Genomic DNA, 23,508 nt, shown 5'->3' with positions numbered 1-23,508 from the left:
AGCCACACCTGAGGCGCCGGCTATGACGACGCCGGCCTTATTGGAGTCGTTTAGTCAAAGCGGTGAAGACCATGCGCGTCGAATCCAGCGCAAACCAAGCCCAACAAGATCAAGCAAGTGCAGGAACCGTCGATGTCTCATTCCGTCGGGCGCCGGAGCAGGCCGCGGTTTCAGTCCCGGTGGATCAAATTATGATCGCCGTCGACGGTGTACAGCGATACGTGGTTTCGCATCTCGCGCGTATCGGCAGGTCCTGCGACGTGGACGACGTCATGCAGGACATCCGGGTTGCGGTGTGGGATGGGGTGACAAGGGGTCATTACCGTCAGCTCCCCGGCATTCCCTTCGGCGCCTGGGTTCAGGGGGTGTGTGCGAACGTGTGCGCCGCGCATGTCCGTCGAGAGCTGCGCCATCAGACGCTGCCGCTGCTTACGGATCCCGGGACTGACGGGCCGGCGTCGTTCGATGCACTCGCGGTGTTGGGCATGGACCGGAACGGAGGTCATAGTGCCGAGAAGGTCATTGACCAGCAGTGGGCACGAATGATCATTGAACTGACCGGGGCCAGCGTGCCAGCGGGAGTCTGGAATCTTGCCGTCGAGAGCCTCACCGGGCCCCGGCAGTACGGTCCGCCGTCGCCGCAGGACCGCCGTCGCTGGCGGGCGGTGACCGTAGTGCGCCAGACGGCGAAAACCGTTCAAAATGCATTGAACGTTGAGCAGGCGGCCATCCGCAACATCGGAGACGTGTCTCGGCACGCAGCAGACTGTCTGCCCACACCGGTGCTCCGCAGAACTGCCGAGACTATCGTTCGCCCGGGCCTCCGAGGACCCGAACGAAAGAGGGCTCTGGAGGCGTTGGCCAACCAGCTGGGCGTCACCGAGCGATATGTGGCTGTTCAGATCGGCTTCGCGCGCCGACTGTATCAAACGGCATGGAGAATCCTCCAAGCCGGGAGGCGGACTTCCTGCTGAGTCATGTGGTGGACCCGGACTTCCGCTATGAACAGGCGAGAAGGAGGCCCAGATGTCCTTACTGCGGAGAAACTCGCAGCCTGGCTCGAACAGCCGGCGTTTCTGGTGGATCGCTGCAATTGTGCTCCTGAGCGTGTTTACGGCGCTCATCGCTTTCATGCGGCCGGCGGCCACGCCCGCATCGGCTCCAGTTCCACCGTCGTCGACGATGCCCATCACGCAGAGGCCGGCGACTGCTTCCCCCGGGACGCCAGCACAAACTCCAACGGTGGTTCCTGACGTTGTGAACCCCGAGGCAGACGGCGCACCTCGTACTGCTGACTTCCGCGAGTTCGCCGCCGCGGCAGCGACGGCGATCTACACCTGGGACACGCGAACATCGTCATACTCGGAGGTCTACTCACGCCTCCGTGACTGGTGGAATGTGCTGCCGGACGGATCCAATCCACTGGCAGTGCTGGTCCAGGAGTTCGAAGCGACCGGGATCAACGCAGGAAGCTATACGACTCTGGCTGATCAGCAGGCATACCGTTCGGCCGCTGTCGAATCCCTGCGCTGCGATAGCGAACTGGCCAAGGTTCGGGAGCGGCCGACGCCATGGGAGGGCTTGCATGTGTGCACGGTCTCGCTGAGTGTTCTGGATCAATCGGCCTCGACCACCAACGCCTACACGGCACCCGTTAGCGTCATGGTGAATTGCCCGCCCGCTGTGACAGCTCCGCCGGATCACTGCGTCATGGTCGGCTTCTACGCCGCACCGAGCAGAATCGTCTATTGATGCCCGCCGCAGTGCTTTTAGCTGGGTTGGTTAAGCGGCGGGCCCTTCTGCGGGTGTTCCTGGCCGCGGCCTCAATCCTGATCCTCGCGGGCGCCTTCGCGTTTAGTGCGGCCGTGGCGGTGCTCGGCGCGAGCGCGGCTGATACCTCGGCTGACACCTCCGATGTCTGCTCGGAAAGTGGCGGGGCCAGCGAGCCAGCCGCCAGCGAGCGAGCCGCCAGCGGATCCCGCGCTTTGCGTATCCGCCCAAGCGCCCAGGCTGAGGTCAGTGTGACCGACAGGCAAGTGGCGGTCGCGGGGGACTACGTCTCCATTGGCCAGCAACTCGGGGTACCCCGAGAGGGTCAGATCATCGCAATCATGATGGCCCTGCAGGAATCCAGCCTCCGGGTCCTTGCCAATGTGAACGTACCCGCCTCGCTCAAGTACCCGCATGACGGCCTCGGCAGCGATCACGATTCCCTCGGCACCGCCCAGCAACGTCCCGCGGCCGGCTGGGGGACCGTTGAACAGCTGATGGATCCCAAGTACAACGTGCGAGCCTTTTACGGAGGGCCGGCTGGCCCCAACCGAGGAAGCCCGCCGGGGTTGTTGGATATTCGTGGCTGGCAATCTATGGACAAAGGCCAAGCTGCGCAAGCCGTTCAGGTATCGGCGTTTCCAGAGTTATACGCGCGCTGGGAGGCTGAAGCGACGGCAATTGTTGAGGCGCTCGAGGGCGGAACCGCCGCCTCCGCGTGTACCAGCCCGACTAAGGCGGCGGCAGCGACAAGCGAGCCAGCGAATCTGAGCCAGCTACGCAAGGACATTCTCCGTTTCACCCGACAGGGTGTCGGCGGAACGTATGTGTGGGGTGGGACGGCCTTCAAAGCGTGGGACTGCTCTGGCTACGTGCAATGGATCTACCGGCAGGCTGGAGTCGACCTTCCACGAGTCGAGCAATGGAGAGTCGGTACGCGGACTGAGGCTCCCCAGCCAGGGGACCTCGTAGTGCAGAATGCACAAGGGCCAAACAACTGGGGGCACGTTGGCATTTATGCGGGAGACGGCATGGTGTACAGCGCGCTAAATCCCGCGGTGGGCACGTTGCTGCACCCAATAGCTTGGAATACGGATACGGCGTATTTTGATCTATTGCCGTGACCTGTCGTTACGCCGAACTTAGAAACCCTAGATTGGATCTCGCGGGCGGGATAGGAACGGCATAATTCTCATAAGGGTTCTGCGGAGATGTCCGTGACCGGGTGACCGGGTGACCGCATGCAGCGCTTGCAACGGATGGGGTGCGCGACGGAGCCGCCGGTTGCGCTTGCAGTCTCCGAGAAGGTTGATAGGACGCAAAACGAGAGATAGCTCGCTGTCATGGCCACAATCCGAAAAGCGCGCGGAAGCAACGGGTACGTCATTGGCTGTTCCGACGTGTCTCGTAGCCAACAGAGGATACGCCGATTCCATCAAACGGTTTTGAGACATAGTTACGAGAATCGACGCCGCGGACGAAGCCACACCATCCCGCAGAACCGAAAGTGTTGCCGAAGTACCGGTCTCCGGGTCGACATTACACTTCATTTCCCGACAGATCAGACTCACTGCTTTGGCGACGTTCAAAAACACACTACGGACGCCCAGTACAGCCCTCAACTGTCTAACCAACACCTTTGGCAAGGCGCTCGGGGACGTGTCCCAACAGGCCGAATTTAGATCCCACGATCTTCACTGACTCCGGAGCTCGAGTACACGCCTATTGAACCGCTCGACCGTTCAGGGCGCTGAAGAGGACGAGGGAACTAATCGAAGTCCACAAAGTCCACAATACGTTAGTGTATTGGTATGGATTATGAATTGGGGCCTAAGCCGTTTCTGAACGTGCGTGAGACCGCCAGGTTGCTCGATGTGCATGAGAACACCGTCAGGAACTGGGTGAGAGGGGGCACGCTAGCTTCAGCGCGCCTACCCGGCTCGTCCCAGCATCGTTTCGCCCGCGAAGAAGTGGAACGCCTACTCAAGAAGCGCGGCGAAAGCACATCATCGGTAGCTCCCGCCCTTCGGGCCGATGGACCTGAGCTGATCGGTGCTAATGAGCTTGACAATTGGGCACAGCGTGACGATGCCAAGGGTGCCTTCCCAGAGCTGATCCGTCGCCTTCTGACAGTGACGCCCGGCATCACCAATCTCGATGTGCGTGCCCACGAAGGTGGGGCGGCGCCCTGGTGGGATGGCTCGGCCACGTCCACGGGAAGCACATATCTCCCGTCCGGTGAGCTGCGCTTCGAGTTCGGAACCGAGGCAAACTCAAAGGGCAAGGCGCAGAGCGACTACGACAATCGCGTGGCGTCACTCCCTACTAACGCTGGGTCGGTTTTCGTGTTCGCGACCCCCCGCAACTGGGGAAGAGCGAAGGTATGGGCATCTGAGCGTTCGGCCGAAACTAAGTTCGCCGACGTTAAGGCCATCGATGCGCACGTCCTGGAAGGTTGGCTTCAGGCCTCTCCTTCCGTGCACTATTGGATCTCCGAGCGCCTCGGATACCGGCCTCGCGATGCGCAGACAATTGAACGTTGGTGGAACTCGTTCCAGCGGCGCACCACGATTACACTTCCGCCCGCCTTCTTCGCCGCCGGGCGTTCAGGAGCGCGCGATGAGCTGCGTACCGCCCTGACGGGCGCAGCGCAGACCGATGCGATCGTGACCCTGATTGCTCAGTGGCAGGACGACGCCTTAGCCTTCGTTTTCTCCGCATTGGAGGCGCATGAGGAGCTTCTCTACCGCACCATCGTGGTTACCGACAGAGGAGCGTGGCAACGACTGGTCGAGTCACCTGTGCCTCTCATCCTCTTGCCGCAGTTCGAGGGCGAGCCCGACCTCTCGGTGGCTGTAAACGGCGGACACCGTGTCGTTCTGCTCGCCGAGCCGGAGGACATCGTTCGCGGTGGAAAGAGGATTGAGCTTCAAAAGATAGACCGAGTTGCCGCCCGGGAGGCTTTGAAGGCTACGGTCTCCGACTCGAACAAGGCGGAAAGAATGATAGCCCTCGCGCGTCGCAGCGTTGCTGCGCTCATCCGTTCAATCGCACTCGAGCCGCGATTCCGTAAGCCAGACTGGGTCGCCAAGCCTGACCATGCTGCCATCCTCGCACCGCTTGTGCTGGCCGGGTCATGGTCAAACCATGAGGGTGACCTCACCGCTCTGGAGAAGTTGACGGGGCGACCACGGGAAGACATAGAACGCCTCCTTAAAAGCCTCACCAGCCGCAGCGATGCCCCTTTTGTTCGCTCGGGCGGCACATGGAGGCTTACATCTCCGGCAGAGGCGGCACTGCTGCTTCTGCCTACTCTCACCGATAGCGCCCTGACTCATTGGGCTGAAGTGGCATCAGAAGTGCTACTCGAACCCGACCCCTACCTGGGGATGGACACAGTCGCTCGATTGACTGCGAGTGCGCAAGGCACGACCGAGCCCTACTCCGAAACGCTGAAGAAGGGATTCGCGAACGGTTTGGCACTCGCGGCTGCGAGCGATGTTGAATTGCCAGTGGACCTTCACATGCAGGATCACGTCAATAACATCGTCCGCGCATTGCTTACTGCCGCAAATGCCGACGAATCCGGCGCAACCTGGTCGCAGCTCGCGAGCTCTCTCCCAGCCTTGGCGGAAGCTTCTCCTGAAGTTTTTCTGGACGCAGTCGAGCAAGACCTCGAGCAATCGCCCCCTATCCTTCGCACGATGTTCAAAGATCAGGGGCAGGACGTGATGTTCGGTCCGTCGTCACCTCACCCGAGTCTCTTGTGGGCGATCGAAACGCTTTGTTGGTCGCCTAACTATTTTGGGCGCGCAGCGATTCTGCTCGGTCAGCTGTCCTCGCTCGACCCCGGCGGTCGGCTCAGCAACCGTCCGATCGAGAGCCTTCAGAACGTCACTGCAGGATGGCTCACTCAAAGCGGGGCCACCATCGACGACAAGCTTGCGGTCATCGAGCGGCTGCTCAAGCGCGAACCCGACGTTGGATGGAAGCTTATCTTGGGACTGTGGCCCGACAATCACTCGACCACATTCCCCCCACACTCAGCCACGTATAGAGACTGGACTCCAGTCAAGCAATCAGTCACCTACGCAGACTGGGGTCGCTTCGTCGACACCCTAGTTGCCACCGCGATGAGTGCTGTCGGCACAAGCGCGGAACGGTGGCTGGAACTACTTCCGAAGATCCATAAGATTCCCACCGACGAGCGGCGGGTTGTTATCGAGAAGCTTCGTGAAGCCGTCAACGCCCACAGTTGGACGGACGATGAACAGTATGCGATGTGGCAGGCGTTGACCGCCAAGGCAGACAAACACGAAGAGTATGCCGACGCAGAGTGGGCCATCCCAGCCGACGATGTGGCGCTGCTTCGCTCTGTTGCCGATGACCTAACACCTGCGCAGGACTCCCGCCGATTCTCAAATCTTTTTGACTGGCGAGTTCACATTCCCAACCGCAAGTGGGGAGAAAAAGGGTACGAAGTCGAACTTACTCGTTTGCAACACCAGGCCCTCGACGAGGTTCTCGCGATTGGTGTGGGCGCGTTGGCCGCTCTAACAGTAGAGGTAAAGACTCCGCACGTTATTGGTCGTCTGCTTTCGACAAGGAATGACGCCCCGGAGCAGGCGATCCTCGGTTGGCTTAGTTCTGAGGAACAGAACTTGCGGCATGCCGCTTTGACCTTCGCTAGCGACAAAGTTGATATTGAGGGATTTACCTGGATCAGCGCGGCGCTTGCCAGCCCTGCGCTTAGGGAAGCGTCATCACAGGAGGCACTGATGGCGGCCGTGCCGTTTGCGAAGCAATACTGGGCCAAGATTGCCACCCTTGGAAAGGATCTCGAAGCCGCGTATTGGGAGCGAGCTCAGCATAATTACGCGGCCGTTGATGAGCGAGCAGAAGCCGTTGGTCTGCTCGTGGAGCACGACCGCCCGTGGGAGGCCGTTGGGCTCCTTAGTGCCATGCTTCATGAAAATCAGGAGCCGGGCTTGAGCCTCGTCAAGTTGGTTCTGAGCGCTCTCCGTAGTGGGGTCGGCCCCATCCACGACACGACCATGAGTAGCTACTACATCGGCAGTGTTTTGGAATACATGGAGCAGCACTTTTTCGACGACGAGGACCTTCCGGGTTATGAGTTCATGTTCTTTGAACTGTTGCATGATCACCAACCCTCTGGGGCGCTCTACCGCGCGCTGGGAACGGATCCAAGCGACTTCGTAAAGATGATCAAATCCCTCTACCGTGGCGATGACGAACCCAAGCGGTCGCACACAGCCCAGGAGAAAGCGTTCGCTCACCTGTCCTTCAGCGTTCTTCACAACTGGCATACCCTCCCGGGCCTCGCCGAAGACGGTACCATCGACGGCCCTCACCTGACTGATTGGGTGCGAGGCGCCCGTCTCGCCTTCTCCGACAGCAAGCGGACTGCAATCGGCGATGAACAGATCGGCCAAGTCCTCGCGTCAAGTCCCGTCGGCACTGACGGCGTGTGGCCCGCGGAACCAGTCCGAGAGATCATCGAGAACATCGGCAACGCACGACTCGACACTGGACTGCACATCGGCAAGACCAACAAACGCGGGGTTACCAGTCGCGGAGTCTTTGATGGGGGTGATCAGGAGCGTGAACTGGAGAAGAAGTACCGGGAGATGGCGACTAAGATTTCCGCTCAATGGCCGCGCACCGCACGTGTGCTGCGCGGTATCGCAGACAGTTACCAGCACGAAGCTCGCCGCAATGACTCTGAAGCCGAGAGAATGAGTGACGACGGCTAAAACAGGCATGGAGCAATCAACTTGCGGTCTTCTCGAGCAGCGCTACTTGGTTTCCAGCAATTGATCCGTGTCCCTGATGCTCGGATCCGAAGCGTCTAGCGCATGCTTTCACAATAACGTTCTGTCTCCGCCAGATGCGGTCAGGTGCAACCAAGCCTGAAATTTCCTCGTAATCCGGTAATCGGCATCCGAACTACGTCGCTGACACGCATCAGGTATGAGACTCGCTGCCGGTTTTGGACGAGGAGACCTATAGGTTGAGGGGACCAATATGGGCGCTCGCGCCGAGACGGGTCTGATATCAGTGAAAAGGATGTTGAGTGCGGGCTTCGATCCTGCGCCGTTTGGGGGATACGCGTCGTGACGATGTTTGATAGTTGGTGCTCGAGCAGCGCGCTGTCTTCGATTGCCGGCCACGCAGTTGCCAAAGTAGTTGGAAACATCGACTCTCTCGATGACGCAGCAGGAGTTGATCTCCTTGCTGCCAAGCTTCGCGTCGCGTACGCCGACACGACGGCTCTTTCGTTGATAGCTGACCGGTATGGAAAGCCTGGGGTGGCGGCTTTTCTCCGCGACCGGTTGCCAACAAAGAGAAGCGCCCGATCCGGCGATATGGGTGAGATTCTGGCGACGGCATATCTCGCTGATGAGCTTGGTTATGTTGTCGGACCTAGTCGGCTCATTGACCGTGACCACCAAGAGTGGGCAATGAGGGGCGACGACGTGCTCGGCGCAAGGATTAGTGGCGGATCAGAATTGCATTTAGTCAAAGGCGAAGCCAAGAGTCGCGTCACCGTCGATGGGGCAACAGTCAGGGAAGCCAGAGAGGGGCTCTCTCGAAACGACGAAATGCCGTCCCCACACTCCCTGTCACAGTTTGCTTACCGGCTTCTCAAGACATCTGACAGCGGGGTTGGCGAGGCTGTGCTCCACATGCAGTTGGCCACGGGGGTGAGATCGGATCACATAAGTCATTTGATGTTTCTGTTGACGGGTAGCGACCCAAGCACTCACGTCAGCGCGGATCTCCAGGCGTACGCTGGCACGATCCCCCAGCTGACCATCACCTTCCGCGTCCAGCATCACCAGAAGTTCATTAACGACTCCTACGACGAGGCAGTTGCCAATGTCCCGTGACGCACAAGCTCTACTAAATGACCTCAGCGCCGCCACAGACGCGGGCTTTCGTAGTCGCCTCCTGGCCCGCGGGCAGGCCCAATCGATGATTCGCCGGGGCGGCGTGCTTCCGCACGGATCGCCGGAATTCAGCCCCTTTCTCGACGCCGACCTCCTCAACTACGGATACGCGCTACTCGGCGACGGACTGGACCTACTTGAGCATTTAGAAGCAGACGGCAACGACGAAACGACCTCCCAAGGCGGTGCCGCCCGGCTTGCGTTCGTTCAGAGCTCATACGCCTTAGAAGCGGCTACTCGCAACGCCGCGGATGCTCCCGACAAGATGTTTCATCGACTCCTCGCGGGAGCCGCCAGCCATCTGGGTGGCTACGCCGCCCGTGCCTTCTCGCTCGTGGAAGGGAGCCGAGAATCTGGCCAGATGACGCCAATGGAGCTCACCCTAGCTGACCTGATAATGCGAAATCTCGATGCTATCGAGGAACGCACACGGCTACTGCGGTCTTCTGCAAAAGTCTCGGACGGGTCCCTGCTAACTTCCCTCTCCGATGACGATCCACATGAGGATGATGCACTCGGACCCATCGCCCTACTGCTCAGCGAGAACTACCTTTCGTCCGTGTCCTCAGGTCTCTTTGCAATTGAGGTCGGTGACCGCGGACTACTAGCTAACGCGATGGAGAATCTTGTCCTAGGAGAGCGTGCCTCAATGGACATGAGTGCTCCCGGACCTTGGTGGGTCTACAGGCTCACCCGTCGAATGCTCGGTGACTTGTTCGATACCAGCATCGGTTCAAACATCCCGGTCGACCTGCCAATCGGCGGTGAGGGTGAAGTCACCCGTTGGCGTTACCTGCGCCGAACTTTCATCGAAAATCTCCTTTCACGAGGGCGATCCGAGATCGACCTGTGGCCGTCACAGCTCCATGTTGTGGAGAGAGTTTTTGCCGACGCGCGCGACCTAGTCGTTGCCCTTCCAACCAGCGCTGGTAAAACTCGCATTGCTGAACTCGCCATACTGGCGTGCTTGGCACAGCGACGGCGAGTAGTGTACGTCACCCCGCTTCGGGCTCTCTCTGCCCAAACCGAGCAGGTCTTGACCAGAACGTTCAGCCCTCTCGGAATACGAGTGTCGTCCCTGTACGGTAGCGCCGGAATCAGCGATGTAGACGACGACACGTTGCGCTCGAGCGACATCGTCATCGCCACCCCGGAAAAGCTTGACTTTGCGCTTCGGTCCGATCCTTCTGTGTTAGACGACGTGGGGCTGGTTGTTCTCGACGAGGGGCACATGATCGGCGCGTCCGAGCGTGAGGTGCGTTATGAGGCCCAAATTCAAAGGCTCTTACGCCGTCCCGATGCTTCAGCCCGTCGAATCGTCTGTCTGTCCGCGGTGTTTCCTTCCGGCAAAGATTTGGAGGACTTCGTTGCGTGGATCACAGACGACGACCCCCAGGGCCTGCATCAAGAGACTTGGCGTCCAACCCTGCAGCGGTTCGGTCTCGTCGAATGGATAGGTGACCACGCACGACTGGCAATGACCCTCGGGTCTGAGCAGCCATTTATCCCCCGCTACCTCGAGGCAACCCGGCCGACGGGAAGGCGCAGAAATCAGTTTCCCGCGGACCAGCGAGAGTTGGTGATCGCTACAGCCTGGCGCCTGGTCGAGGAGGGCCAAACCGTTCTCGTGTTTTGTCCGCAGCGCAACTCGGTTGAGCCGTATGCGCGCAAAATCATCGGGTTACACCGGCAGGGCCTCATCTCAACCGTTTTACCTGATCGCGTCGATCTGAGCGGGGCGCTCGTGGTGGGTGCCGAGTGGTTCGGTGCCGATCATCCGATTCTAGAATGCCTCAAGCTCGGCGTGGCCATCCATCATGGAGCTCTCCCGGGACCGTTCCGCAGGGAAGTGGAGAAGCTCCTTCACGATGGCAAGTTGAAGATCACAATTGCCTCGCCGACCCTTGCCCAAGGACTCAACTTGTCGGCGTCAGCGGTGCTGTTTCACGGTCTCAAACGAGGCCGTGAACTACTGAAGGGATCCGATTTTTCCAACGTGATCGGTCGTGCCGGGCGCGCGTTCGTCGACACCGAAGGGCTGGTGCTTTACCCGATTTTCGAGCCACGGTCGTACCAGCGTGAGCAGTTACGACGGGCATGGCTGCAGCTCACACAAGGCGAGGGAAGCAAGGCGCTCGACTCAGGACTCATCCAAGTCGGCCTTTCATTGCTCGCGCGCATGCACCTTTCCCGCGGGGCCGGACCTATCGAGCCCTTCCTGAACTACCTGAGTGGTGGGCCGGATTGGAACCTCCCAGTCCTGCAGCAGGAGTCGGCTGCAGACCAGGCGACCGCCGCGGCCAAGTGGAAATCCGACCTCTCTTTACTGGATATAGGCATTCTCAGCATTATTGGAGACGGGGCTTACGACGCCGACTCGGACTCTGCGATTCAGGTACTTTCTGATGCTCTCGTTGACTCGCTATGGGAGCGCCAGTTAAACCGCCGAGCAAACGACATCGCCACGGCTGTTCGCCGATTGGTGACGGGTAGGGTCCGACATCTATGGCGCTCATCCACAGCTTCTCAGCGCCGCGGCTGGTATCTTGCTGGTCTGGGAGCCGACGCCGGGACAGGTTTGTCGGCGATCTCAGGGCATGTGATTGATCTAATGAACCAAGTCGAAGTGGACCTCGTCAATAATGATCACGTCGACGCTTCCGATCGGGTCGTCGAGATCGCTGATGCAATCTTTAGCCTGGACACATTTTCCCCTGAAACCTCGGTCGATGACAGGAGCAATGTGCTTCGTCATTGGGTTCAAGGACGGAGCTTGGCGGACCTTCCCGGGGATCGTGTTGCAATCGCCCAATTCGTCGAATCAGGGCTGGCCTATCGATTGGTATGGGGTATGGAGGCTGCCCGGGTCTTTGAGACAGCCCAAGGCAATGCCCTTGCCGAGATGTTGAATGGAGCAGCCGCGACCGCTATTGAGACCGGAACTTTTAACCGGTCGGCATCGGTTCTCATCCGCTCCGGATTCGACCATCGCCTAGCCGCTTTGAACGCAGTCGTCAGCACTGGTGGCGACTTCAACTCAGCAACAGACATGCGCCAATGGATTGACGATCTCGACCCCGGGTACGCATCGGATGAAATGTGGCCAAGCCGTGAATCTCGGTCCGCTTGGGAGGAGTTTGCGTCACACGTCCGCCGCCCACGCCTCCGCCGGTGGACGCGAAGCAATAAAGACATTGAAGATGTTCGGTGGCATGGAGATGGGCCCGCCCAGCATACATGGCTTCGAGTCACCGTCCGTGACGCAAACACTGTCCAAATCTGGACGCCAGGCTTTGACCTCCTCGGCGAAGCCAGTGTTCAGATAAACCCCGATCGACTCGGGATTCTTCGCGCGCGACGTGTGCCTGACTCTCGGGGTATTCGTTTGTTGTATCGTGGCCCCCGAGACCTCTTCCCTTCCACAGGCTCAGAGAATTCGGCTCGGCCCCAGTAGACGAACAAGAGAGCTACTCGCTGGAATATCCCGCGACATGGCCTTGATTGAAGGCCCGAGCGACTGGGTGGTTCGAGTGATCAGCAGGTCCGCGGTATGCATCGGCATGGCCGCGCAAGCGGAGGGTAGGAGGTGTCTTGCCGTCTCGTCGTGACACCACAGAACTCGATAACCGTAACCCCAGGTGCTGACATCGAGGTTTTTCACCATGTTGCATCCAACGCGGGCTGACCCAGCAGCTGAGAATGCGTGCCGGGCATCAACAGCAGTCATGTTGTCCCGCCCCACAGCGTCTATGAAGTCGTGAGCCCAAACCCCTCATTCCAATCGAACACGACAGACGGAGCGCCCGATGTTGCTGGCAGCTGTGGATCCTGGAATTACCCCTAACGCCGACTTTCCCTTTCTCGAATCGCTGAAACAGATTGGTGGCGGCATCCTCGTCGGTGCCTTCATAGTGATTGCCATTGTCGCGATCATCGGCGCCGCGATGCTGTTGGCAGGCAAGTTGAGCCAATCTTCGCGCCTTGCCTCCGGTGGGGGCATGATCCTGCTTTGGACTGGCCCGGTGGCCGCAATACTTGGTGCCATTAATGGTTACATCCTTTGGTCGCAGTCGGCGTTCAATCTCGGATTCTAGGTACGAGTCATCATGCCGGTTGAATGTGATCTCAACGGATGGTGGCCACCGGGGTGCGGCCTTGTTTCCCAAGCGAACGACGGCATCCAGGGTTCAATCACATCCCTTTTCGCGAATATTCTTCAGAACATCGCCTCCTGGATCTGGTCCTTCATTACAGGCGCGTTCAGCCTCTCAGACGTGGATGATTCACAATGGATCGCCGTCGAAGAGCTCACGAGTTGGTGGGTCGTCGTCATGATGACGCCCCTTGTCGTTGCCATAATCCTCCAGCTGCTGTCAGGTTTGATCAGCCAACAACCCCGTCGTCTCGTGCGTGCACTGGTAGGCGGGGCTGCCGCTGTCCCCATGGTGGCGGGTGCGGTGTTTTTGGTCCGTCAGCTCACCAAAGTCAGTGATTCGGCATCGTCGGCGCTTCTTCGCTCCCTCGGGACAGATCCGTACGTGCTGTTCATGAGGCTCTTTGGCTTCGAAAAGGCTCCGGCCGGCACCGGCAGAGACTGGAATGTCATTTCCTTGGCTCCTGGGTCCGGCGGCGGTGCGGCCGGGGCGATTGTCGTTACCGCCATGGCAGTCATCATTGTTTGGGTTCTGGCATTCATCCTGATGTGCTCGATGATCTTTCGATCCTTTGCGCTCATCGTGCTCGCCGCAGTCGCCCCAGTCGCTCTCATGCTCATGCCCTGGGAAAAGACGCAAACGTGGGCACGGCGGTGGTGCGAGATCGTCGTCGCGTTGCTTCTCGCCAAACCGTTGGCCGCGACCGTACTGGCCGTGGCCATCAAACTCTTTGCTGAGTCGAAGTCATTCGCCGGACTGGCAGCCGGCGTAGTCGGAATGGCCTTGGCCTGCGGTGCTCCGCTGATGGCGTTACGCCTGGTTAGTTTCGCCGGTGGTGAGCTTGCAGCAGCCGCGCAAACTGCGGGAGGCGGTCACGTACTTTCTCGAAGCTCTGGCTTTGCCGCCCGGCAAATCAGCCGACAGACCGGCGGCCGCTTCACGCTCGCGGGTTTGGCATCGCATTCAACCGCGACCCGTCCAATCCAGTCGAGCCGACCGGAGTTTCCCACTCGCGTGCTGCCACCCCGTGCACCGGTGCCCCCAACGCAGACCGGGGCGACTTCGCCTGGGACTGCCGAGGGCGCTGTCTCACCGTTGATGATCGACGCCGGTGCCATGGCTACCGAGCGACCCTCACCCCGGGCTCATGGAGGCCACCGCGGGCCGAATTCGTATCCGGACACACCGGTAGCGGGCCCGGATACGCGTGAAATCGGCGAGCAGCCCCCGCAGCCGCGGAAGTCGGCTGATCAGGCGATCTCTCAAACGGCACCGCAGCAAACGGCTCCGAAGCTAACCTCACAGCCGCCCGCCTCCCGGCCGGGGGCTCCGATGGCAACGCCGGGCCGCCCGCCCATCCGACAGCAAGCAGTTGTCCAGCACCAGAATGACGGTGATTCCCATGTCTGAAAATTCACGAGCTCTCGAGGCCGTCAAATTCCCCCGGTACGAGCGTCGCGGCATTTTTATGGGCTTGAAGTGGTATCAGTTGCTGCTGCTGGCGGCCGGCGTCCTGGTCGCCAGCACGGCGTCGGCCCTTCGCGGACCTGTTGGCTTCTTCGCATCCGGACCAATGTGGCTGTCACTCATCCTGCTCGGGTTGCTCCAGTATTCACGGATTCCCTACCCGGTATGGGCAGGTCATGCAGCCCTGTTCCTCTCCCGATTGGCCACCCGGCAGACCCGTTTCCTCGTCAGGCCGGAGCGCCCGGCCTTAGCGGGGCACCTGGCGCTGCCGGGCGGATTGGGGAACCTGGAATTGCGTCGCGCCTCAACCGGTGAGTCATTCATCGTGGATGCCCGGGCCAAGGAAGCGATCGCCGTGCTGCGCTGCAGCGCTAAATCATTCGCGCTTCTGGACTCTGACGACAAGGCATGGGCGGTTCAAGCCTGGTCCCGAGTACAGGCAGGCATGTCCCAGCGCAGCAGCGTCGCAAGAATCGCCGTCCAGGACTACACCGTCCCCTATCTTTCGTCGGCCCTGCGTAACTTCTACGAACGCACCGTCCCACAGCCCTCAAGCACCCCAAGAGAACTGACCTGGGGTCAGCGCGCTTACGAGGACCTGATCGCTGCGGCCGGATCGGCCATGAGCCACGACCTCTTGCTCGCCCTCGTCGTGGACACAGGCAAAGCGCGACGCCGAATCAAGGAGTCCGGCGGGGGACTGGTCGGCGTCGAACAGGTGTTGCGGCTTGAGGTTGAAGCCATGACCACCGCGCTGGGCACGCACAATGTCAGGGTAGAGGAATGGCTCCCAGAGACGGGCGTCCTCGACGTCGTCCGCGGCGCCTTTGATCCGGCCGCCCCGACAACCCTGGTCCGGCAGCCCGCTGTCAGCACGACGCCGCCGGGGCCGGGGCCGCAGAACGATACAGAACCAAGGGCGCCCGGCGTCGCTTCCGGTCCGATGGCGGTTGATGAGCATTGGACCTATGTGCGGACTGACTCTGGTTTTCATCAAACGTTCTGGATTGCAGAATGGCCGCGGCAGAAGGTGTTTCCAGGCTTCCTGCACCCCTTGATCTACGTCGGCGAGTTCCGCCATACGGTGACCGAGGTGATCCGGGCCGTACCCACGACCGAGGCGCTGCGGGATATTCGTTCCGCCCAGGAAGCCCACGAGACTCGGCGGCGGATCAACACCCGCTTCGATAGGCCGCTCACCCGCGAGCAACGGGCAGAGGAAGAGGAGGTGACCCAGCGCGAGGAAGAGATCGTCGCCGGTCACGGAGACGTGCGGCCGGCCGCTTACGTGACAATCACAGCTGGCACCCTTCAAGAATTGGCCCGCCATAGGCAAGAGCTCGAGTCGGCGGCGGCGGGAGCCTTCGTCGAATTGCGGCTACTGGCTGGTCAGCAATGGGCGGCCTTCGTCGCCGGCGCCTCCCGTTCGGGCGGGGACTGCGATGAATGGGGCACGGCAATCCGTTCAATATGTACCGGCAGGCGGGAACCGCCAGGAGCGGAAGGAACGACGGAAGCAGGAAGCGCGCGACCACAGCCTAACGTGGGAGTCCGCGCTTCGCAGTTTGGGGAAGACGGTCGGTGCCGGGCTCGACGGAAGAGAGTACGGCAGCGACTGGGGGAGCCGTGAAGCCAACGCTCTGCGTGGGCCGCATCGTCTGCGCCCGGCTCCGCACCGGGCGTCCACCATGACCTTCGCCGCCGCATACCCGTTTATCACTGAGTCGGGCCTGGGCCACGAGGGAACGTACATTGGCACGGACGTCTTTGGCTCAGGAGCGTTCTCCTATGATCCGTGGATTCTCTATGACAAGGGCGTGATCAGCGGCCCTTCAATCGTCGTTATCGGTACCGTGGGGACAGGAAAGTCCATGTGTGGGAAATCCTTGGTGGCCCGGTCGATCACCCTGGGTCGGAAGGCCGCAGTCGCCTCTGACCCCAAGGGTGAGTGGGTCGCGGTCGCGAAGGCCGTCGGCGGGAAGGTTATTTCCGTTGGGCCCGGCCGCGTGGCCCGAGTCAATCCGCTCGACGCCGGTCCGCGGTCCAGCGCACTGAGCGAGGCTCAGTGGCAAGCAGTGGTCCGTCAACGGCGCCGCTATCTTTTGGTGGCTCTGGTGTCGCTCATGCGGCAGGGGATGCCGCTTCATCCGGTCGAGCACACCGCCCTGGACATGGCGCTCATGGAAACCGTGGCCCAGAACTCGAACCCCACGCTGCCGATGGTCCTGGATCATCTATTGAAACCGTCGAGGGAAACCATCGGGTTGGTCGGCAAAGACGGAGGACAGTCCGTCAGCCACTCCCTGCGGCGCACCGTTTCCGGTGATCTAGAGGGCATGTTTGATGCCCCCTCGACCGTCTCCTTCGACGCTGATGCGCCCATGATGGTGATGGATACGTCCGCATTGATAGGTGCCTCGGAACAGGCGCTGTCCCTCGCCGCCGCGTGTGGTGCGACCTGGCTGGAAGCGGCGGTCACCAATCCTGACGGCGGCAAACGGGTGGTGGTCTACGACGAAGGATGGCGCATGTTGGCCGACCCTTACATGCTGGCCAAGATGAGCGAGCAATGGCGGCTGGCACGCACCTACGGCATCGCGAATCTGCTGATCATGCACAAAGTCGCCGACCTCAACGAAATCGGTGACAGCACAAGCGGACACCGCCAGAAAGCACTCGGCCTACTCACCGAAGCAGACACCAGGATCATCTACCGGCAAAAGCACGATGCCATGCGCCTGACTAAAGAGGCACTGGGCCTGTCAGAGGCTGAATGCGAACACGTGGAGAACCTCCCCAAGGGGGTCGGGCTCTGGAAGGTGGGAAACCGTTCCTTTATCGTGGCGAACAGGGTCACCACCGATGAGTTGGAAGTATTCGGCACTGACGACCGGATGATCTGAGCGCCGTCATGATCCGGCGAGCCGGGGACGACAATCCACTGGTTACGGCCGGGCTGATCGCCACGACCGGCTATGTTTGCCTGAGCTTCCTCGTCCAGGGCGCGGCATATCTCGTGATGCTCTGGCACTGCGGCAGCGTTCCGCCGGCGCAGTTCAACCCGGCAGCTGCCGCCGGACTCCTCATTGGCAGGATCGACTGGATCGTCCCACAACCACAGGGATGCGACGTCGGGACCGGAAGTGTCTGGTGGGTGGTCGGTCCGGTGTTGCTTCTGGCCGCAGTGGTCGCCGTCGGCTGCTACACGATTTGGAGGGGATGGAGGCAATCAGGTGCGTGGCTGCGGCAGGACATCTTGAAACGGGAGGGGATCGCCCAGCGCTCCGAAATCATCAATGACTTCGGAGCCAGAGCTGTCCGGAGACGGGGCAAGTTCACCCGTCCCGGCTTGGACAAGCCCCGAATTCAGGACGTGGCGTGGACCTTGGGTCGTTCCCGTGGAGTCACTGTCCATGTTTCCACCGAGGAATCGATGGTCATTCAGGGCGCCCCGCGGTCCGGTAAGGGCCTCTATGTAGTCATCAATGCGATCCTCGACGCGCCGGGCGCGGTAGTCACTACCTCCACCCGAGCAGACAACCTGGTGGTCACTATGGGGGCGCGTGCCAGTGACGACAGACCGGTGACTGTGTTTGACCCGCAAGGAATGTCCGGGCTCCCCTCAACGCTTCGCTGGTCTCCGGTGCGAGGCTGCGAGGACCCGGACATCGCCACCCGCCGTGCCCTCGTCATCACCGCCGACACGGAGATGAAGGGCGAGAACGCCGCTTGGCAAAAGCGCTCGCTGATCATCCTGCAATGCCTCCTTCATGCTGCCGCGCTTTCGGGCGAAGGCATCAGAGCGTTTCGCCGTTGGTCCTCAAGCCCTGTCCTGGCGCGTGAGGGCTTGGAGGTACTCAGCAGGCCAGAAGCTGCTTTGGGGTGGCAGGCCGATCTGATGGGGATCTTGGAGGATGATCCACGGAACACATCCAACTCCTGGATCGGTGTCTCGGCCGCCGTGGCGCCCCTGTCATCGCCGAAGGTGCTCGCCGCTCTGGACCCCCAAGATGAGTCCCAGGAGTTCGACCCCAAGGAATTTATTCGCGATCGAGGCACGCTGTATCTGATCGGCACACGCGCCGGAGCTGCCGCAGCAGGGCCCTACCTATCAGCGCTAATCGACGACATCGACAATGCCGCCCGCGAGATGGCCTTTATCGCCGCTGGGGGCCGGCTGGATCCGCCGCTGTCACTCATCCTGGACGAGATTGCGAACCTAGCACCGTGGCCGGGCTTGCCCATCACCCTCTCTGACGGCGGCGGCATCGGCATTTCCACTCTCGTGGTTTTGCAGTCGCTGTCCCAAGCCCGGACGGGATGGTCCATCGATGAGGCCGCAACCATATGGGACTCGGCCATCATCAAGGTCATCTTCGGCGGCGGCTCTGACGAGCGCGACCTCCGCTCGCTCGCCGGCCTGCTGGGGGAGAGGAGCCTGACCCTAAACACCCGTTCCTGGTCCGCGCAGGGCCGCCAGGACGGCGAACAGATCAGGGAGAGCCCGGTCCTGGCATTGCATGAGATCCGGCGCTTGCCCACCGGCACAGCACTCATGCTCGGACGGCGAACCCGCCCCATCCTGCTGGACCTGCGTGAATGGCACAAGCGTAAGGACGCGGCCGAACTTGGCCGGTCGAAGCTAAAGCTCGAGCAAGCCCTGGCTGACGGGCACCGCCTGCGGCAACAAACACCCGTGGAGGTGAGCGATTGTGAGCGAGGATGACACCGAACGCTTTGAGATCCCTTCAGCAGGAGGAGAGGACGAAGACCTGACGGCCGAGCTTTTCAGACCTGCGTTCCGGCCGCCCGAGAAGGTGAACGGCGTGACTTACCGGTGGCGGGAACTGACGGCGGTGCAGGCCGGGATTGTGTGGACCGATTTGGCAGTGTGGGTCCGATGGTTAGTCGCCACGTACCAGCTGACGACGTCGGTGGTTCCGGATTGCTGGTGGCGCCACACCGAGATTGTTGCCGAACTCTATGCCCTGCACCGGGCGGAACTGGTCTCCTATGTTAGCGATGATCCCGGGTTCGGACCGCTCGCCTTTCACGAGCGGCTGCCCCACGCCGTCGAGCGTCTGCGCAACCATACCCGGACGGCCGGTTGTGTTGGCCTGCAATCGCACAAGGAGCCCGCATTGAGGATGCTGCGGTTGGATGCGCTGGGCTTCGTTGAGTGGCAGGCGGCTTCCCACCAGGTTGGTGACGACTTCTGAAGTCCTACCGTGTGGACAAGAACTCACGTTTGACTATTGGACTCGGATCCGAGCGAGCGTGGGGCGGACCTTCATCCGGCGAAGTCGCTTGGCGAAGTCGCGGAGGTTTACCTTGCTGAACGTCGGCAGGTCTAGCGGCAGGTCATAGCTATCCTTGATCGCGATCGCGTAAGTAACGATCTCGGGTGCGCTATTGGCCGTCGCCTCAAAAATTTGGTCGCGAAGGGCGACTTGGCGGATGAAGTCAGACTTCATGACCGAGTCTCCGTTTAGGAGTTCCGCCGATACTGCCCCTTGGGAGAAGAGGTGGCTGAGGGTCTGGCTGCCGTTGTAGCGCTTCACATGAATCAGATGGCCCTTGAAGTGGAGGAGGTCGCATGCTTCTACCCTCGTGCCGTCATCCGTCTTTACGGGCACCGTGTCCATTAGTAGAAGGTCAGATCTTCCGTTTGCCGCCCGTGCATTGTAAGCGCCTTCGTGTTCTTTCGCGATTGTGTCTGGGAGGTTGATGTCGCCACTGACATCTGCGATTTGTTTCAGGTCTGCGTTCAGTTTGCCGGTGTACGCCTCTTGGAGACGAAACCAGCGGCCGAGAGTAAGTACGTACCGGATGGACGCGTTCCCGGCTTCGAAGATCAACCAATTTCGCAGGGGCAAGAGCTGGCTTCGCTCGTCGCCGTCGGCGCCTCGAGCAATCAAGCGGACACCTCTGAGGAAGCTAATTCCGCGGCGAACTCCCACCTCGGCCAATGCCAAACGCAGGGCACTTAGGGTGAACTCGCTCATCGCCGCCGACTTGTTACCAAAGCTGACGATGATGTCTTCAACCTCGTCGATTCGCAAGTCGTCTGGGGGCGCAAATTCCAGAACATGCGTGCCGAATGAGCTGGCGACTCCATCGTTCAGATCCTGGTTAAGCACCTCGTTTGCCAAGCGGATGTCGAGATCCTTACTGATCTTCTCACTGGTACGAAGCGGCTCCAGTGAATCCACAAACTGAAATTCTTCACGTGCCGCGGAGTCGGTAACGGTTGCTACCATTTGTTTGAGTGTGGTTTGGACGGCGTGCAGATCAGTTCCTGCTTTGAACGCAATGGAATCGCCTGCCACAACAGCCCCGCTCAGGTCATCCACACCCTGAGCCTCGAGCCGGCCCGACAGTTTTCGAACGAATTCACCTTCCAACTCGATTCCCATGTCCTTAAGATCCGTACCAACTGGAACCTGAACGGATTGGGTACGAGCTGAGGCGTCAATGCGTCGACTTCGAAGTTCGGTGACGTCATCAGGCTGGAATCGCCGAGCGGCGAGGCGGAGCCCAAAGTTGCCTTCAACCGCTTCCCATTCCAGAGCGCCAGATCCGTAACCGAAGCAGATCGCGAACCACCTTGTGCCGACCGGTAGGAATATGACCAGTCGGTTCGATTTATTGGTGATTTGGGCGACGCCAGGGAATAGAGCATCCAACTCCTCGGCCCACTTAGGGGTTCGCTCCGACGGTGTGCCGAGGTAGGCGATGGACCCCGCTGGTGCGCCGGCTGAACCGTCGATCTTTTGCAGGGCAGACTTGCCGGATGATCGATACTTGGAGCGCAAAGCAGTCTCCACGTCCTTGAGCCCGTCGCGCAGCAAATAGCAATTGAACCGCAGCTTGGCAGTTTGTTTCTCCGTGGACACAATTCCCCCATTATGTAGTGGAAAGAGTCAGGGCATAAACCCAAATTCTTCTCGCCGCCATAAGCCTAGCCGCCGATCTGTGGACAGACTGAACGTATGGTGTCCCGTGGCTTTCGTGTCACGGGTGGTCCGGTCTTGCGGTTAGACGTGCTCGGCTTCTTCCTCGACTGGCCGGCCGCTTTTCACTAGGTCGCGACGACTTCTGAAGTCATGTTGTTCCCACCTTCCTAGACATGAATAGGTATCCGCAGGGTGGTCTCGGCGGAAACTCTAGAAGTATGGAGGGCAGCTGTCGTGGCCACTGAAGCTGAAGACGAATCCATCAGTGTGTCGCCAGCCGCCGCGTTCAGTGCTGGCGACGGCGGCAAGGCGCGCATAACAACGGGAGCACGCATCGCTGCTCTGACAGATGGTCTCCACAAGATCCTGGAGAAGGCTGTTGAATCTCCATCGCATTGGCAGACGCTGCTGGATGCGCCAGCCAAGTTATGGCGATACTCGGGCGGCAACGTTGCCCTGCTCATGATGCAGATGGCCCAGCGCGGTACCGAAGAACCCACGCTGGCTGGCTACAAGGAATGGGCTCGCCTCGGCTGGACCGTGTCGCGGGGTGAGCATGCACTCTGGGTGATCGCTCCCCACACTGCCCGCGTCCAGCAGTCGGCACTTCCTGACGGGACCCGACAGCGCATCCCCGTGGGCGAGAAGTTGCCGCCCGGCACTGGCGACGGAGAAAAGAAGATCGCCATCACCGGATGGCGCGGGCAGGCGGTCTTTGACGTCTCACAGACGCAGGGGACACCGCTGTTAGTGCCTCGCGGGGGTGCCGTCGCTGGCGTGGAAGCAGATGAGTTGTGGCGAGCCCTTGCGACTGTCGCTGGCAGACACGGATTCAGCGTGGATGTGACGAGCGCCCAGTATGGGCAGACAAGCGGCTTTACGGACTTCGCCGGACACCGGGTCCAGATTGGCGCTTGGCTGAGCATGGAGGAGCGCACGGCGGTTCTAGCCCACGAGCTTGGGCATGTGCTCCTCCACGGACTGGGCGACGAGATCGGCAGGCGCTACGGCAGAAGCGCGGACCAGCAAGGGCCGGCCGAAGTTGAGGCTGAATCCGTCGCCTACACAATACTTAGGGCCCACGGGATCGACCGCGGCCCGGAATCCGCCGCCTACCTAGCCGGATGGGCCGACGCCGTCATTGAAGCGGAGAAGCGGCAGCCCACGATGTCGGCACCAAACTACGGGGTCCCGTGCGGACATTGCCAGGTCAGTGTTTGGCCGCGTCACCGCCGACAGCAAGGGAATCACGATATTGCCCATCCGCCGGGATTCGGCGGCAAGATCTCCGCTGCCTCGAAGCCTAGTGTGAAGCCCGCGGCGTCCTACATGGGTGGGGAAGGGCCCGTCCGATCTGTGGACAGGACAGTAATGGCAGGGCCGTAACGACGCCAGTACCAAATTTGTCCGATGGGAGAGTCCCATCGGCATCAGAAAGGACAAGTTCAATGAGCACCAAGATCCCGGTTACCATCGCAGGCAATCTCGTCGCCGATCCCGAACTGAGCATTGGCGAAAGCGGCGTGGCCCACGCTAAGCTTCGTGTCGCCGTCAACCAGAGAATTCAGGGGGCAGACGGAGCCTGGCACGACGGAGAACCTGTCTTTCACAATGTCGCCGCTTTCCGCGGGTTAGCAGAAAACGCGGCGACCTCGCTGAAGAAGGGAGACGCGGTTACTGTTGCGGGGGAGCTGGAATTCCGCTCGTACGAGAAGGACGGTGAGCGCCGCGAAGCCCGCCGAATTATCGCCGACACCATAGGACCTGACCTGCGCTTCGGCACCACGGTCTATCAGCGCTCATCTCACATGGCAGATAGTGGGCCGTCTGCCCAGGTTCAGGTGGTTCCTAATGCGCCTATAGGAGCAGAGTCTGCTCCGCCGGCATACAACTTGACCTCCAAAAGTCCAGTGGTGGTGCGCCCTTTCGGGAAAGCGGCGGGGACTGAGATGAGTTTCTGAACGGGGTTCGTCATTGACGCGTCTGACGGTCAGGTGCGAAATTCTTGCTACGGCTGCGTTACTGCGTGCCCCCGGCGGTGGGGACCAGAAAGCCCCGATTTCCCTTTTTACAAAAAGATCGGGGCCTTTTTCCAAGGCCAGCGACGCTGGGATTGGAGCCAACTAGTTTCCTCATCAGAGTCCCTCTATCTGACAGGCACTCACCACCGCCCCCTCGGCGATTCACTTT

At 60.6% G+C, this 23,508-nt stretch carries 15 protein-coding genes; 14 read left to right on the top strand and 1 reads right to left on the bottom strand.

The annotated features are described in order from the left end of the window. Nucleotides 1-191 precede the first annotated feature (191 nt). The 12 genes from DDA93_RS03330 (at nt 192) to DDA93_RS03275 (ending at nt 19,581) form a co-directional block, all read left to right on the top strand. Nucleotides 192-974, top strand: coding sequence for a sigma factor (locus tag DDA93_RS03330; protein WP_165802562.1), 783 nt, complete (start codon nt 192-194; stop codon nt 972-974). A gap of 268 nt (nt 975-1,242) precedes the next feature. Further along, nucleotides 1,243-1,752 (top strand): hypothetical protein, encoded by a 510-nt coding sequence (locus DDA93_RS03325; RefSeq protein WP_165802561.1) that lies wholly within the window; start codon nt 1,243-1,245, stop codon nt 1,750-1,752. After that, a complete protein-coding gene (locus tag DDA93_RS03320; RefSeq protein ID WP_116778073.1) occupies nt 1,752-2,894 on the top strand; it encodes an NlpC/P60 family protein in 1,143 nt (380 codons plus the stop codon). The genes DDA93_RS03325 and DDA93_RS03320 overlap by 1 nt, the downstream gene beginning before the upstream one ends. Before the next feature lie 687 nt (nt 2,895-3,581). After that, nucleotides 3,582-7,544 carry a helix-turn-helix domain-containing protein gene (locus DDA93_RS03315; protein WP_116778072.1) on the top strand — a complete coding sequence of 1,321 codons (3,963 nt, stop codon included), beginning with the start codon at nt 3,582-3,584 and terminating at the stop codon, nt 7,542-7,544. 360 nt (nt 7,545-7,904) lie between these two features. Continuing rightward, entirely contained in the window at nt 7,905-8,681 is a 777-nt protein-coding gene (locus DDA93_RS03310; RefSeq protein ID WP_116778071.1) for a hypothetical protein, read from the top strand. Further along, on the top strand, nt 8,671-12,195 hold the full coding sequence (locus tag DDA93_RS03305; protein ID WP_116778070.1) for a DEAD/DEAH box helicase: 3,525 nt from the start codon (nt 8,671-8,673) through the stop codon (nt 12,193-12,195). The genes DDA93_RS03310 and DDA93_RS03305 overlap by 11 nt, the downstream gene beginning before the upstream one ends. A 352-nt stretch (nt 12,196-12,547) precedes the next feature. Further along, a complete protein-coding gene (locus tag DDA93_RS03300; RefSeq protein WP_116778069.1) occupies nt 12,548-12,835 on the top strand; it encodes a hypothetical protein in 288 nt (95 codons plus the stop codon). Between the two features lie 180 nt (nt 12,836-13,015). Then, nucleotides 13,016-14,305, top strand: coding sequence for a type IV secretion system protein (locus DDA93_RS03295; protein ID WP_165802560.1), 1,290 nt, complete (start codon nt 13,016-13,018; stop codon nt 14,303-14,305). Beyond that, nucleotides 14,298-15,992: an SCO6880 family protein gene (locus DDA93_RS03290; protein ID WP_116778067.1), complete on the top strand. Its 1,695-nt coding sequence runs from the start codon at nt 14,298-14,300 to the stop codon at nt 15,990-15,992. The genes DDA93_RS03295 and DDA93_RS03290 overlap by 8 nt, the downstream gene beginning before the upstream one ends. Then, nucleotides 15,928-17,265 (top strand): ATP-binding protein, encoded by a 1,338-nt coding sequence (locus tag DDA93_RS03285; protein WP_133185419.1) that lies wholly within the window; start codon nt 15,928-15,930, stop codon nt 17,263-17,265. The genes DDA93_RS03290 and DDA93_RS03285 overlap by 65 nt, the downstream gene beginning before the upstream one ends. A gap of 8 nt (nt 17,266-17,273) precedes the next feature. Next, on the top strand, nt 17,274-19,088 hold the full coding sequence (locus DDA93_RS03280) for a type IV secretory system conjugative DNA transfer family protein (protein ID WP_116778065.1): 1,815 nt from the start codon (nt 17,274-17,276) through the stop codon (nt 19,086-19,088). Continuing rightward, nucleotides 19,075-19,581 (top strand): hypothetical protein, encoded by a 507-nt coding sequence (locus DDA93_RS03275; protein ID WP_116778064.1) that lies wholly within the window; start codon nt 19,075-19,077, stop codon nt 19,579-19,581. Before DDA93_RS03280 ends, DDA93_RS03275 begins: the two co-directional genes overlap by 14 nt. Nucleotides 19,582-19,614: 33 nt before the next feature. On the opposite strand, the gene DDA93_RS03270 is transcribed toward DDA93_RS03275, so the two are convergent. Beyond that, nucleotides 19,615-21,258, bottom strand: a complete 1,644-nt coding sequence (locus DDA93_RS03270; RefSeq protein ID WP_165802559.1) for a DUF6119 family protein — start codon at nt 21,256-21,258, stop codon at nt 19,615-19,617. A gap of 294 nt (nt 21,259-21,552) precedes the next feature. Between DDA93_RS03270 and DDA93_RS03265 the strand changes: the two genes are divergently transcribed. Beyond that, nucleotides 21,553-22,704: an ArdC-like ssDNA-binding domain-containing protein gene (locus DDA93_RS03265; RefSeq protein WP_133185417.1), complete on the top strand. Its 1,152-nt coding sequence runs from the start codon at nt 21,553-21,555 to the stop codon at nt 22,702-22,704. A 62-nt stretch (nt 22,705-22,766) separates the two neighbouring features. Next, nucleotides 22,767-23,279: a single-stranded DNA-binding protein gene (locus tag DDA93_RS03260; RefSeq protein ID WP_116778061.1), complete on the top strand. Its 513-nt coding sequence runs from the start codon at nt 22,767-22,769 to the stop codon at nt 23,277-23,279. The last annotated feature ends 229 nt before the right edge of the window (nt 23,280-23,508 follow it).

Source organism: Arthrobacter sp. Bz4, assembly GCF_003075455.1.
Taxonomy (GTDB): Bacteria; Actinomycetota; Actinomycetes; order Actinomycetales; family Micrococcaceae; genus Arthrobacter_D.
This window is presented reverse-complemented; position numbering and strand designations above follow the sequence as displayed.

Excerpts from the sequence above, each read along its gene's own strand:
- DDA93_RS03315 (WP_116778072.1), top strand. The coding sequence starts at position 3,582 with ATGGATTATGAATTGGGGCCTAAGCCGTTTCTGAACGTGCGTGAGACC.
- DDA93_RS03260 (WP_116778061.1), top strand. The coding sequence starts at position 22,767 with ATGAGCACCAAGATCCCGGTTACCATCGCAGGCAATCTCGTCGCCGAT.
- DDA93_RS03280 (WP_116778065.1), top strand. The coding sequence starts at position 17,274 with ATGATCCGGCGAGCCGGGGACGACAATCCACTGGTTACGGCCGGGCTG.
- DDA93_RS03330 (WP_165802562.1), top strand. The coding sequence starts at position 192 with ATGATCGCCGTCGACGGTGTACAGCGATACGTGGTTTCGCATCTCGCG.
- DDA93_RS03290 (WP_116778067.1), top strand. The coding sequence starts at position 14,298 with ATGTCTGAAAATTCACGAGCTCTCGAGGCCGTCAAATTCCCCCGGTAC.
- DDA93_RS03300 (WP_116778069.1), top strand. The coding sequence starts at position 12,548 with ATGTTGCTGGCAGCTGTGGATCCTGGAATTACCCCTAACGCCGACTTT.
- DDA93_RS03305 (WP_116778070.1), top strand. The coding sequence starts at position 8,671 with ATGTCCCGTGACGCACAAGCTCTACTAAATGACCTCAGCGCCGCCACA.
- DDA93_RS03320 (WP_116778073.1), top strand. The coding sequence starts at position 1,752 with ATGCCCGCCGCAGTGCTTTTAGCTGGGTTGGTTAAGCGGCGGGCCCTT.